Source organism: Frankia sp. CgKIO3 (genome assembly GCF_977946435.1).
On the sequence record NZ_CDWTMO010000121.1, the window covers coordinates 1 to 13,301 of the forward strand.

General features: G+C 69.9%; 9 protein-coding genes and 1 pseudogene. 6 read left to right on the forward strand and 4 right to left on the reverse strand.

Going from position 1 to position 13,301, the window contains the following annotated elements:
- Together AC08OJ_RS13965 and AC08OJ_RS13970 are read left to right on the forward strand one after the other, a co-directional pair.
- Positions 1-576, forward strand: a 576-nt coding sequence (locus tag AC08OJ_RS13965; protein WP_476595939.1) for a carboxyl transferase domain-containing protein, incomplete at its 5' end; no start/stop codon positions are given.
- Positions 577-1,015: 439 nt separating this feature from the next.
- Positions 1,016-1,255 (forward strand): annotated as a pseudogene (locus tag AC08OJ_RS13970) (esterase/lipase family protein); the annotation flags it as partial.
- A 384-nt stretch (positions 1,256-1,639) separates the two neighbouring features.
- Here the strand turns inward: AC08OJ_RS13970 and pcrA are convergent.
- The 4 genes from pcrA to guaA all read right to left on the reverse strand — a co-directional run bounded on the left by pcrA (position 1,640) and on the right by guaA (position 7,404).
- A complete protein-coding gene (pcrA, locus tag AC08OJ_RS13975; protein WP_476593313.1) occupies positions 1,640-4,168 on the reverse strand; it encodes a DNA helicase PcrA in 2,529 nt (842 codons plus the stop codon).
- Positions 4,165-4,308, reverse strand: a complete 144-nt coding sequence (locus AC08OJ_RS13980) for a hypothetical protein (RefSeq protein ID WP_476593312.1) — start codon at positions 4,306-4,308, stop codon at positions 4,165-4,167. The genes pcrA and AC08OJ_RS13980 overlap by 4 nt, the downstream gene beginning before the upstream one ends.
- A 158-nt stretch (positions 4,309-4,466) precedes the next feature.
- Complete coding sequence (locus AC08OJ_RS13985) at positions 4,467-5,603, reverse strand: threonine ammonia-lyase (RefSeq protein WP_476593311.1); 1,137 nt, start codon at positions 5,601-5,603, stop codon at positions 4,467-4,469.
- A 232-nt stretch (positions 5,604-5,835) separates the two neighbouring features.
- Positions 5,836-7,404: a glutamine-hydrolyzing GMP synthase gene (gene guaA / locus AC08OJ_RS13990; protein WP_476593315.1), complete on the reverse strand. Its 1,569-nt coding sequence runs from the start codon at positions 7,402-7,404 to the stop codon at positions 5,836-5,838.
- A gap of 550 nt (positions 7,405-7,954) precedes the next feature.
- Here guaA and AC08OJ_RS13995 point away from each other — a divergent pair.
- The 4 genes from AC08OJ_RS13995 to AC08OJ_RS14010 are packed head-to-tail and all read left to right on the forward strand — an operon-like array spanning position 7,955 to position 13,190.
- Positions 7,955-11,809: a sensor histidine kinase gene (locus tag AC08OJ_RS13995; RefSeq protein WP_476595940.1), complete on the forward strand. Its 3,855-nt coding sequence runs from the start codon at positions 7,955-7,957 to the stop codon at positions 11,807-11,809.
- Positions 11,806-12,228: a roadblock/LC7 domain-containing protein gene (locus AC08OJ_RS14000; protein WP_011435096.1), complete on the forward strand. Its 423-nt coding sequence runs from the start codon at positions 11,806-11,808 to the stop codon at positions 12,226-12,228. The genes AC08OJ_RS13995 and AC08OJ_RS14000 overlap by 4 nt, the downstream gene beginning before the upstream one ends.
- A 25-nt stretch (positions 12,229-12,253) precedes the next feature.
- Positions 12,254-12,613 carry a DUF742 domain-containing protein gene (locus tag AC08OJ_RS14005; protein ID WP_476595941.1) on the forward strand — a complete coding sequence of 120 codons (360 nt, stop codon included), beginning with the start codon at positions 12,254-12,256 and terminating at the stop codon, positions 12,611-12,613.
- Positions 12,594-13,190, forward strand: a complete 597-nt coding sequence (locus AC08OJ_RS14010) for a GTP-binding protein (RefSeq protein ID WP_462185733.1) — start codon at positions 12,594-12,596, stop codon at positions 13,188-13,190. Before AC08OJ_RS14005 ends, AC08OJ_RS14010 begins: the two co-directional genes overlap by 20 nt.
- Positions 13,191-13,301 lie beyond the last annotated feature (111 nt).

Below are 13,301 nucleotides of genomic sequence, written 5' to 3' on the forward strand. Positions count from 1 at the left end.
GGGCCGATGCGTGCGGTGGTTGTAGCTGTCGGGGCCCGTCGCGGCGACGCCCCGGGTCCGACCGGGTACCGGTTGTTGGTCCGCGCCGCCCGGCTCGCGGGGAAGCTGGGGATTGGTCTCGTGACCCTGGTCGACACGCCCGGCGCGGCGAACGACGCGGACGCCGAGGCCGCGGGCATCGCGGCGGCGATCGGGGACGCGATGGCCGCGGTGTTGGCCTGCCCCTCGCCGACGCTGTCGATTGTGTTGGGTGAGGGCGGCTCCGGCGGGGCTCTCGCCGCGGCGGTCACCGACATCGTGGCCATGACCCCGGACAGTTACTTCACCGCGCTCTCCCCGGAGGGCACCGCCGTCACGCTGCGGGTACCGGTCGAGCGGGCCGCAAACGTCTCCGGGCTACGGCCGACCGACCTAAACGCGCTGGGATTCGCCGATCGGCTCCTGTCCGCCACCACCGCGGCCGAGACGGCGCGCGACGCTGCATCGCTGCTCGCATCCCTGAGCCGGGAGGACCAGGGCGATCGGCTGCGCCGGCGGCAGGCTCGATGGTCGACAGGGCTACCTAACAGTCTGTAGTATTTCTCTCCGGTCTTTACTTGGTCACCGGGATATCTGCCGACCTGGGGGGGCGAGCACCACGGCTGGCGGCACGGATGGTACGGCAAGGGAAGGCGAGCGGGCCATCGGCGAGCAGATACTGCCATCGTTGGCTGCGGCCACGGCCCGCCTCAGGCGGGCCGTGGCCGCAGACATCGTCGCCGCTCCAGGGCGGTCGGTCCTCGTCGGCCTGCGCACGACCCCGGTGAACGCCCGCGGGCTCGCCGTGGAAGCGGCCTGGATCGCCACCCACCTCGCCCTCTACCCGGCGAGTGCGCTGCGCCGGCAGCGCCCGCGCGAGCACGAGCCCTACTCGCTGAGCGCCCTCTCCCCCCTGCACCGCAGCCTGCTGGTCAACGCTCCCGACGCGGCAGGCACCCCGATCCTGCTGATCCACGGCCTGATCGACAACCGGTCCGTGTTCACCCGGTTGGGCCGGTCGCTGCGCCGCCGCGGTTTCCGCCGGGTGCGCACGGTGGAGCTGCCGCTGCTCGTACCGACGGTGCAGGAAGCGGCGCTCCGACTCGCCGCGTCCGTGCACGCCGCCATGGCGGACAGCGGCAGGCAGCGCGTGCACATCGTCGCCCATTCACTCGGCGGGCTGGTGGCCCGTTACTACGTGCAACAACTCGGGGGCGATCAGTACGTGGACACGCTGATCACTCTCGCGACGCCTCATTCCGGCACCCGTCTCGCCGGGCTTGTCCCCCGGTCGGTGCCGTACCGGCTCGTCACCCAGCTACGGCCGGGATCGGCGCTCCTACGCGAACTCGCCGCACCCGCCCCCGGCTGCCGGACCCGGTTCGTCGCGATCGGCGCCGGGCTGGACAGCGTGGTGCGGCCCGCCGAGGCGGCGCTCGACCATCCCGATCTCGACATCGAAAATCACACCGTGCCGGGCCTCGGGCATCATTCCCTGGCGTTCAGCGGCAAGGTTGCTCACCTGGTCGCGAGCTGCCTCGCCGGGGCGGCGGACCGGCCGGGACCGGTCCCCCGAGCGGAACGGTCCCGGCGACCCGGACCGTCGGGACCCTCGGGACCGTCAGAGCTTCTCGACGGGGGCGTACCGCAGGAGCAGGCGCTTCGTGCCGGCGTTCTCGCCGAAGTCGATGGTCGCCTCGGCGGAGTCACCGACCCCGCCGGTGGCGACGACAACCCCGAGACCGAAACTGTCATGGGTCACCCGGTCGCCTTGGCGCAGTTCCAGGACGGCCCGCGCGGCCGGCCGCGCGCGGCCCGAGAACGGCGAGTTCGGTAGCGGTTTACGCGCCGCCGGGGCGTCGGCGGCGCCCCGGCGGGTGGCGCCCGACCCAAACCCGCCAGACGAACCCCAGGACGTCCCCGCGGGCGCCGGCGGGGGATCGGCCAGCCGACGCCAATCAACCAGCATGTCCGGCACCTCGCCGAGGAAGCGCGACGGCGGGTTGTAGGCCGGTTGGCCCCAGGCGCTGCGCATCACCGCGCGGGTCAGGTAGAGCCGGGTCCGGGCCCGGGTGACGCCCACATAGGCGAGCCGGCGTTCCTCCTCGAGCTGGGTGGGATCTCCCAAGGTCCGCAGGTGCGGGAAGACGCCGTCCTCGAGACCGGTGAGGAAGACGACGGGGAACTCGAGGCCCTTGGCGCTGTGCAGCGTCATAAGGGTGACCACACCATCGGAACCGTCGTCGCTCGGAACCTGGTCCGCGTCGGCGACGAGCGAGACCTGCTCGAGGAACTCCGCGAGCGTGCCCTCGGGCAGCCGCTGGGTGAACTCCTGGACCACTCCGACCAGTTCCTGCAGGTTTTCCACCCGGCCCTGGGACTCGACGGTGTCCTCTGCGAGGAGTTCCGACAGGTAGCCGGTGCGTTCAAGCACCGCCTCGACCACGGCCACCGGGTCGTCGGCCGCCACGGTGCGTAGCTCGGCGAGCAGCGCGGTGAACTTTCGCACCGCCTTCGCCGAGCGCGCGGCGATCCCCGGCACCTCGTCGACACGCTCCAGTGCCTGCGCGAACCCGATCCGCTCGACATCGGCGAAGCCCGCCAGGGCCGCCTCGGCCCGCTCGCCGATCCCGCGGCGAGGCACGTTCAGGATGCGACGCAGGTTCACCGTGTCGCTGGGATTGACGAGGACCCGCAGGTAGGCAAGGAGATCACGGATCTCCTTGCGCTCGTAGAACCGCACCCCGCCGACCACCCGGTAGGGCAGCCCGACCCGGACAAAGATCTCCTCAAACACCCGGCTCTGGGCGTTGGTCCGGTAGAACACCGCGACGTCGGCGGACCGCGCGAGCTTCGCGTCCGAGAGCCGGTCGACCTCCTCGGCGACAAAGGCCGCCTCGTCGTGCTCGTTGTCGGCGGCGAATCCGACGATCTTCTCACCGTCACCGGCGTCCGACCATAGCCGCTTGGCCTTGCGCTGGTTGTTACGCGCAATCATCGCGTTCGCGGCGGAGAGGATGGTCTGGGTGGAGCGGTAGTTCTGTTCCAGCAGGATCACCGCGGCGTTCGGGAAGTCCTCCTCGAACTCCACGATATTGCGGATGTTCGCCCCGCGGAAGGCGTAGATCGACTGGTCCGCGTCGCCAACCACGCACAGCTCCGCCGGTGGGACGGCGCCCGAGGCCCAGGTATCCGACCCGGCCGCTGGCTCGGCCGCCGGCTCCTCTGACTCCACCGGCGCGGACCCGGCACCGAAGTACGCCGGCTGGCCGACGAGCTCGCGCACCAAAACGTACTGCGCGTGGTTGGTGTCCTGGTACTCGTCCACGAGCACATGTCGGAAGCGGCGCCGGTAGTGCTCAGCGACGTCGGGGAACGCCTGGAGGAGGTTCACCGTCGTCATGATCAGATCGTCGAAGTCGAGGGCGTTGGCCTGAGCCAGCCGCTGCTGATAAGCGGCGTAGACCTCGGCGACAGTCCGCTCGAGGTGGTTCGTGGCCCGGTCCCGTGCGGCCTCCCAGTCGATCAGTTCGTTCTTCAGGTTGCTGATCTGTGCCGCCAGACCTCGGGCGGGATGCCGCTTGGGATCAAGATCGAGATCGCGGGTGACCAGAGTGATCAGACGCTGCGCGTCGGCGGCGTCGTAGATGGAGAAGGTCGAGCTGAACCCGAGACTCTTCGCCTCGGACCTCAGGATGCGCACGCAGGCCGAGTGGAAGGTGCTCACCCACATCGCCCGCGCCCGAGGACCGACCAGTGCCGAGACCCGTTCGCGCATCTCGCTGGCGGCCTTGTTGGTGAACGTGATCGCCAGAATCTCCCCCGGCCGGACCCCCCGGGCAGCCAGCAGGTACGCGATACGGTGGGTCAGCACCCGCGTCTTGCCGGACCCCGCGCCCGCGACGACAAGCAGGGGTGCTCCGATGTGCACCACCGCCGCCCGCTGCTGCAGGTTGAGCCCGTCGAGCAGACTCTCGGCATCCAGGCGCGGCGAGGAGGAGTCACCGGGCCCGTCCCCGCCCACCGGCGGCGCCAGCACCGCTGGGCCGAACAGGTCGTAGGGCACGTGCGCACCGCCGTGGACATCCGTTCCGACCGACCCGGCGATGCCGGATCCGCCGCCGTGGGAATCGCCGAAAAAGCCGCTCATGGGACTCCGATCGTACGTTCGACGTCGAGCGGGTCGGACCGCGGCATGCCCGGATCGCACCCGACGACCCGGTTCGCGGTGTGGTTCGCGAGATGCACCGACAGCCCCACCCGGCCGCGGTCCTCGCGCGTCCGTGCCACCACATGACCATCATGCGTCCACGCCCAGTGGTCGTCGACCCGCGTGCTGACCAGCCTATTGTCCGTCGTTCCCGCCCCGCCCCGCGCGCGAGGGCGGGTCGTCGATGGCCGTGGCCCGCGTCAACGCCCGGCCCACCGGCGGTCACGCGGTCAGGCGGTCACGCGGTGCTCGACGCGCTCGGCGGGATGGCCGCGAGCGCCTTCACCCTGCTGGCCACCCCCGGGTCGATGTTGCCGCCCGACAGGATCGCCACCGTCGGGCCCTGCGCGAGATCACCTTGACGCAACAAGGCCGCAACCCCCGCGGCGCCGGCCGGTTCCACCTGGTGGCCGGCCCGGTGCAGCAACACCATCGCCTCCCAGAACGCTGCCTCATCGACCGTGACGATCTCGTCCACCAGGCGTGCGGCAAGGGCGAAGGTCAGAACCCCGGGAGCGTTCACCGCCATACCGTCGGCGATCGTGGTCGACGCCGAGACCACCCGTGACGAACGTGGCGCCGTCGGCTGTTCGGATGTCCGGCTGCCCGGAATCGTCCCGGCTTCCCACAGTGTTCCGGCACCAGGCGTCACCACCCCACCGGGGGGCACCGGGAGCCGCCGGCCAGCCCGCAGCGACGCGGCGAACGCCGACGACAGCACGGACTGCACACCGACCACTCGCACATCGGGGCGCCGGGACCGCACCGCCGCAGCCAGCCCGCTGATCAGTCCTCCGCCGCCCACCCCGACCAGAACGGTGCCGAGATCGGGCACCTGATCGAGCAACTCCAAGCCGATCGTGCCCTGCCCGGCCACCACCGTCGGGTCGTCGAATGGGTGGACCAGCAGCCGGTCTCCCCGGGCGGCGAAGGCGGCGGCCGCCGCGAGCGCCGTCTCCACCCCCCCGGGTATCTTCTCGACCCGGGCGCCCCACCGGCGCGTCCGCGCCACTTTGACCGGATTGGCCCCCACCGGCACGAAGATGGTCGCCTCGACGCCGAAGGTCGCGGCCGCGAAGGCCACTCCCTGGGCGTGGTTACCGGCACTGGCCGCCACCACCCCCCGGGCCCGCGTCGCCGGATCCGCGGTGGCCACCCGGTGGTAGGCACCCCGAAGCTTGAACGAACCGGTATGCTGCTCGTGCTCACACTTGAGCCAGACGGGCGCACCGATCGCCGCCGACAGGCCGAGATCCCGGACGACTCTGGTCTGTCGTGCCACCCCGGCAAGGACCCGGGCCGCGGCACGGATGTCCGACGCCCAGAGTTCGGCGTCCGGGGCTACCGATCGGTCGTCTGCGGCTGCTGCGGTCATGGAGCATCTCCCGGCGGCTGAGCGGCCACCCCACCATGACCGCGGCAACAAAAAAGCCCCCCACCAGGACAAGGCGGAAGGGCGAGGCGCGGACCCGATGATCGGTCGCGCGCCTAGGTAATGGCCATCTCGTGCGGGGTCACGTCATCCAGGGTGCTCCGGTTCCGCCCGGACGTCAAACGTGCCCGTCGGCGGGGGTCGCCCGACGGGCACGCGCTCCGATCCGGGATCGTCACTCCCACTCAATCGTGCCGGGGGGCTTGGAGGTGATGTCGTACACCACCCGGTTGACCTGCGGCACCTCGTTGACCACCCGGTTCGAGATGCGTTCCAGCAGGCCGTAGGGTAGCCGGGCCCAGTCGGCGGTCATCGCGTCCTCGCTGGTGACCGCGCGCAGGACGATCGGGAAGCCGTACGTACGCTCGTCACCCTGGACGCCTACCGACCGCACGTCGGCGAGCAGCACCGCGAAGACCTGCCAGATCTCGCGGTCCAGGCCGGCCTTGCGAATCTCCTCCCGGATCACCGCGTCGGCCGCCCGCACCACGTCGAGCCGCTCGGGCGTGACCTCGCCGATGATGCGGACGGCGAGGCCCGGGCCCGGGAACGGCTGGCGCCAGACGATCTCCTCGGGCAGCCCGAGCTCCTCGCCGAGCCGACGGACCTCGTCCTTGAACAGGGTCCGAAGCGGCTCGACCAGACCGAACCGCAGGTCCTCGGGCAGTCCGCCGACGTTGTGATGAGACTTGATCTTCGCGGCCGTCGGCGAACCGGATTCGATCACATCGGGATACAATGTCCCCTGCACAAGAAAGTCGATCGTCGCGCCCTCCGCCTCCGCCCGGGCCTCCAGTTCGCGGGCGGACTCCTCGAAGACCCGGATGAACTCGCGGCCGATAATCTTCCTCTTCCGTTCCGGATCGGTCACTCCGGACAGCGCGGCGGCAAACCGGTCGGCCGCCTTGATATGGACCAGATCCACACCGGTGGTCGCGACGAAATCGCGTTCGACCTGTTCCGCCTCGCCGGCCCGCAGCAAACCATGATCGACGAAGACGCAGGTGAGCGCGTCTCCCACCGCCCGGTGCACGAGCGCGGCAGCGACCGCGGAGTCCACCCCGCCGGACAGGCCGCAGATCAACCGTCCGGTCCCGACCTGGGCCCGGACGGCCGCGACAGCCTCGTCAACAATGTTGATCATTGTCCAGGTGGGCCGGCAGCCCGCGCCCACGAACAGGAAGTGCCGCAGCACGTCCATGCCTCGCTCGCTGTGGACCACCTCCGGGTGGAACTGCACGCCGTAGAGACGACGCGCGGGGTCCTCAAAGGCGGCGACCGGGGCCGACGGTGTGGAAGCCGTCACCCGGAAGCCGGGCGGCGCGGCGGTCACCGAGTCGCCATGCGACATCCAGACCTGCTGGACAACGGGCAGACCGTCGAAGAGAACCCCGGGACCCGACACCGACAGACGAGTTGCTCCGTACTCGGCGGTTCCCGTGCGCGCGACGGCGCCGTCAAGCGCCTGAGCCATGACCTGATGGCCATAGCAGATACCGAGAATAGGCACTCCGGTAGCGAACAACGCAGGATCCACCCGGGGCGCGCCAGGCGAGTAGACGGACTTCGGGCCGCCAGAAAGGATCAGTGCGGACGGACGCCGGGCGAGGATCTCGTCCACCGACATATCCCACGGGACGATCTCCGAATACACATGACATTCGCGTATGCGTCGGGCGATCAGTTGAGCATACTGGGCACCGAAATCGATCACCAGCACGGTGTCATAGCCCGGATGCCCCACCGCGGACGGGCCGGTGGGGCCGTCCGCCGGGGACCGCGGAACATCCCGAACCGCGCCGGTATCCGTCGGCTCCGCACCGCGACCAGCACTGCTACGCTGAAACTCACTCACCCCGCAAGCCTACGGACACGGCGACCCCACCGGTCCGCCCAGGCGCCCAACCATCTCCCACGGCCTTCACCGGAACAGACGAAGCACGCCGGACGCCGCCACGAAGGCGGTAAGGGCTCATGTCGGAGATGTCTAGGATGCTGAGTTTGCGTCTTCAGCCCGGTTCGCTCACCCCGACAAGCGCTTCGATCATTCAGTGACGCCCGATGTCGGGCTTCCCCGGCCTTCCCCGGCGGTTACGGTAGTGGTGACTCCGCGCGCAGTAGCGACAACTGACGTGCAGCCACCAAGGCGCTTACGGTGGGCGCCTTTCGGATGCCGACTTCGTACCGCTATGGTGCCTGACAAGGGACATCCGGGCCCGATACCGAGCCATCCTGGTACGACCTGTTCCGGGAGGCTGGCGGAGAGGTTGCGAAGGTACGTGCGCAGACAACCGATGGCCAGCAGCACGGGCATCGCCGCAGACTCGGAGCCGACAGTGGCGCCGGGTTCGCCCGTGGACGCCGAAGACGGCGGGCAGCGCGATGGTCGATTCGCCGCGCCACCGAACCCAGCCGGGTCGGGACTGGCGCGCCTTCACCGCGCCGCCGCCAACCCCACCAACTGGCGGGTACGCACCAAGCTGATCGCGATTCTGGCCGTGCCTGTCATCGCGATCCTCGCCTACTCGTCCATCGAGGCGGGTACGGTGCTGACGAGCACGCGGGACGTCAACCGGATGTCCGACCTGACCGAGATCAGCCGCTCGGTGTCCGGGCTGGTCCACGCCCTGCAGGCCGAGCGCACCTACAGCACCGGATTCATCGCCAGCGGTCCCGTCGGCGCCCGGGACGGGAGCACGATTCCCACCCGCCGGGCGGCGGTCGATGAAGCTTACAAGGCGTACAAGTCAGCTGCCAGCGAGCGGCGAGGATCCTTCGGCAGCGAGGTACGCCGCGCCCTCGACGACATCAGCAGCCGGATGGACACGCTGCCCGCCAAGCGGCAGACGATCGAAAGGCTGATCGACAGGAAGGCGGTCGAGACCGCCTTTCAGCCGATCATCAACTCGCTGATCAACCTGATCCGGCTGATCCCGCAGGGAAATGACGACCAGGAGCTCAACGCCGGGGTCAACACGGCCTACTTCTTGATGTCCGGGACGGAGCTTCTCGCCGAGGAGCAGGCACTTATCCACGGCCTGCTCACCCGCAACGGGAACCATGTCCTCACGGCAGACGACTATCGCGAGTTCCTGTCGGCCGAGACCCAGCGGGGCCGCCAGCGCAACGATCTCGAGAACGTCGCTCTACCGGACCAGCTCGCGGTCTACGAACCGACGATCGACACCGAGACCAACGGGGACATCCGCAACACCCAGAATTATGTCGAAGAAATTCTGAATGCGCCCATCGGTCAGCCGCTGACCGCGCTGGAAGCCGAGAAATGGGACCAGGCGACCCAGCAGACCATCGACACCGGTACGGAGGCCGTCGATAAGCTCTTGGGCCTCGTCGACGCCCGCATAGGCACCCTGCGGGGCAACATCCAGCGCCACGCGCTGCTGTCCGGTCTACTGATCGTGCTCATCCTGGCCCTCGCCCTGCTTGCCGCACTGGTCGTCGCGCGCTCGTTGGTCCGCCCCCTGCTGGCGCTGCGGACCGCCGCGCTGGACATCGCCGATCACCGGCTTCCCGAGGCCGTCCGTCGGTTGCGCGATTCCACCGAGCTGGACATCGACGACTCGATCGAACCGGTCGGTATCGACACTGACGAGGAGATCGGCGAAGTCGCGCGGGCTTTCGACGAGGTTCACCGGGAGGCGATCCGGCTGGCCTCCGAACAGGCGTCGCTGCGGAACAACGTCAACGCGATGTTCGTGAACCTCTCCCGGCGCAGTCAGGGACTGGTCGAACGGCAGCTGCGTCTCATCGACGAGCTGGAGAACCGCGAGCAGGATCCGGACCAGTTGTCCAACCTGTTCAAGCTGGATCACCTCGCCACCCGTATGCGGCGGAACAACGAAAGCCTGCTCGTCCTCGCCGGCACGGACACCGCTCGGCGCTGGACACACCCCGTCCCGCTGAACGAGGTCGTACTGGCGGCCATCTCCGAGGTGGAGCAGTACACCAGGGTCAAGCAGACGTCGGCCGCCGCGGTGTCCATCGCCGGCAACGGTGTCAGCGACGTCGTCCACCTGGTCGCCGAGCTCCTCGAGAACGCCACCTCGTACTCGCCGCCGGCCACCAGCGTCCTCGTCACCAGCCGCTCGCTCGGTCCGGGGGCCGGGGCGATGATCGAGATCGAGGACCAGGGCATCGGCATGCCGGCCAAGGAACTCGAACGGGTCAACGACCGACTGGTGAACCCGCCGGTGGTCGACGTGTCGGTGTCACGGACCATGGGCCTGTTCGCGGTCGGTCGGCTGGCCAGCCGCCACGGCATCCACGTCCAGCTGCGCGAATCCGCCTCCGGAGGTATCACCGCTGTCGTCCGGCTGCCCGCCAAGCTGGTGACCGGAGACGGCGGGGCCGGCACGGGACCGGGCCGGCCCACCGCGCCGACGCTAGGAACCCGCGCCGGCGACGCGCCGGCCATCCCCGGTTCCCCGACCGGACCGCGTGCACCGGAGCGGCCGGAGCGCACCGGCTCGGGAACTCCCGAACCGGTGGGCGGCAGAGTCGCGCCGACGAACGGCACCGGGGCCAACGGGCACCGGACCGCAGGTGAACCCGCCGGACCGGAAAGCCTTTTCGACGACTCCAGTGGGCCCCGGCGGTTCCCCAGCACCGGGTCGTTCCCGCTCACCGGGCCGCTGGCCGCCGCTCAGCTCGGGTCCGACCGAACGGGTTCGCTGCCCACCGCGGATAATCGCGACTTCGGGCCGGACGACTTCACCCCCGGCCTCGACAGCGGCACCGAGCGCGACAGCGAGGCGGATGGCACCAGCGCCGCTCCGCCGACCCTGCCGCACGATCTACTCGGGCGGGGAGGAAACGACGGGGACTACCCGGTCCCGGGAACCCGGGACCGGCCCGGCCCCGGTGGGCAGGACGGTCCCCGTGACCCACGGGAGCTCGACGACCGGGAACTCAACGACCGGGAACTCGACCTCGATGTCCTTCGCGGCCGCGGCGGCACCGCTCCCGGTGGCCGGCTCGACCCGGCCACCGACGCCGAACCGCCCCCCGACGTCGTACCGGACACCCAGACCATCGACCGGCGCGGATTCGGACGACGGGACGATCTGGTCACGGACGAGACGAGACCGGTGTCGTTCGGGGACAACCGCTGGGGGACCAAACCACGTCCCGGCGGCACCACCGGGCCCGGTCGGACCGAGCAGCCCGACACCGCCCGCCCCGGCACCGCCCGGCCAGACCCGGCCAGACCCGGCCAGACCCGGCCCGAGGCCGGTGAGCGGGCCCCGTCGGCCGAGGAGCCGACCCCCGGGGCCGGCAGTGTGTTCGCCCGCTCCGAGAACCGGCCCGTTCCGCAGGAACGATCGGAGCCCATGGAGTCCACCGGTCCCCGCGACCGGCCGGCGTCGGCGCTCGGGTCCCGGCGGTTCCGCGATACCGGGGCGACGGAGGCGATCTCCGGCGAGGACACCGGCGAACAGACCACGGCGGACCGGGACACCGACGACATCGAGACGTCGCCGATCTTCGATTCCGTGTCGGCGTGGTTCCAGCGATGTTCGCCGTCCGGTCGGGCGCCCGCCCAGCATTCGACGGCGGCCGCGGCGGCCCACCCCACCGGGCCGGATGCCGGTACGGCGGCGCCACCGGCCCGTTCCCCGGTCCGTCCGGGGCTCGGTGGGGCCTTCGGGCAACGCGGCCCGGCCCGCTCCGGAGTCGATCCGCTCACGGGTACCCGGACACCGGCGCGGGAGGAGCCCGCGGCGGACGCGCCGTCGGCGGCTCCGCCCGTCCCGGCCTTCGCGGCCCTGCATCAGACGGCCCTGCACCATCAGACGCCAGCACAGTACCAGCCAACGCCCCAGCAGACCCCGTCCCGGGAGAACTGGACATCTCCCGGGGACGCCGGCTGGCAGGCGGCCGAGTTGTTGCGTCAACCGAGCACAGGCGGCGTGACGCGGTCGGGCCTACCGGTGCGAGTTCCCATGACCCATCTCGTGCCCGGCAGCGCCGAACCCGCGCCCCGCCGGCGTCCCGCCGACACCTCGGCCAGATCTCCTGAGGCTGTAAGAGGCCGGCTTGCCAGCTTTTACCAGGGCGTACGGCAGGGACGTGATGTCGGAGTCGACACCGCGAGGAATCCTCGACGTGACGCGCAGGAGGAACGGTGACACCCGTGAGTTCTGAAGCCCAGAACCTCAACTGGTTGATCAACAATTTTGTCGATCGAGTCCCGGGTGTCGCCCACACCGTCGTGGTGTCCGCAGACGGCCTGCTACTCGCCGTCTCCGACGGCTTCCCCCGGGATCGCGCCGACCAGCTCGCCGCAGTGGCCTCGGGACTGGTGAGCCTGACCCAGGGCGCCGCCCGCGTCTTCGAGGCGGGCGGCGTCACCCAGACGGTCGTGGAGATGGAGCACGGCTTTCTCTTCATCATGGCAATCAGTGACGGCGCGAGCATGGCAGTGCTCGCGGCACCATCCTGCGACATCGGTCTGGTCGGCTATGAGATGGCCCTGCTGGTCAGCCGGGCGAAGGACGTCCTGACCCCGGCGTTGCGCGCCGAGCTGCAGGGAACCCTTCCGCGGTGACCGGACGGCAACACAGGGAGTCAGGGTGAGTATCGATCCCGAGGGCACGCCCGGGCCGGTCGTCCGTCCGTATGCGATGACCGGTGGGCGCACTCGGTCGCGCTATGAACTCGCCATCGAGGCACTCGTCTTCACGACGCCTCTCGGCGAGGAACGAGCGATCGGCCTCAACCTGGAGCAACAGACCATCGCCGCCATGTGCCGGCAGGTGCGATCCATCGCGGAGATCGCCGCTGGCCTCCGGATGCCCCTCGGGGTGGCCCGCGTGCTGGTAGGCGACATGGCGGACGAAGGCTTCGTCCGCGTCCACCAGCAGCCTGACCGCGACGAGGCACCGGATCTCGCGTTGCTCGAAAGGGTTCTCAATGGCCTTCGAAAGCTCTGACAACAGGCGGGTCAACTCCGCCGTCGCCACGACCTCGGTTAAGATCGTAGTAGCGGGCGGGTTCGGCGCCGGAAAAACCACATTCGTGGGTTCGGTGTCCGAGATCGTCCCGCTGCGCACCGAGGCCGTCATGACCGAGGCGGGAGCCCACATCGACGACCTCACCCACCTGATGGACAAGACCACCACCACGGTCGCCATGGACTTCGGCCGAGTCTCGCTGGACGAGGATCTGATCCTGTACTTGTTCGGCACCCCCGGGCAGTACCGCTTCTGGTTCATGTGGGACGACATCGTGCGGGGAGCCATCGGTGCGATCGTGCTCGCCGACACCCGCCGACTGGCCGACTGCTTCGCCGCGGTCGACTACTTCGAGCAGCGGCAGTTGCCCTTCGTGATTGGCGTCAACTGCTTCGACGGGATTCTGCGGCACTCGATCGAGGACGTCCGGGAAGCACTGCAGATCAGCCCGGCCGTTCCCGTCATCACCTGCGACGCCCGCAACCGCGACTCCACCAAGAGCGCACTGATCGCGGTGGTCGAGCACACGATGTCGCGGGCAACCGCACGGACCTGAGGTGATCCCGCCCGGGGCGGCCGGTGCCAGTCGCCCCGGGCAAACGAGCCGACCCGAGCTCAGACGGGCGAGGGAACTTTGCGGAGTTCGGCCTCCAGCGGGACCTTGGTG

Coding starts and splice junctions, on each gene's coding strand:
- pcrA (WP_476593313.1), bottom strand. CDS start 4,168: ATGAGCGGCTTTTTCGGCGATTCCCACGGCGGCGGATCCGGCATCGCC.
- AC08OJ_RS13985 (WP_476593311.1), bottom strand. CDS start 5,603: ATGACCGCAGCAGCCGCAGACGACCGATCGGTAGCCCCGGACGCCGAA.
- AC08OJ_RS13995 (WP_476595940.1), top strand. CDS start 7,955: ATGGCCAGCAGCACGGGCATCGCCGCAGACTCGGAGCCGACAGTGGCG.
- AC08OJ_RS14010 (WP_462185733.1), top strand. CDS start 12,594: ATGGCCTTCGAAAGCTCTGACAACAGGCGGGTCAACTCCGCCGTCGCC.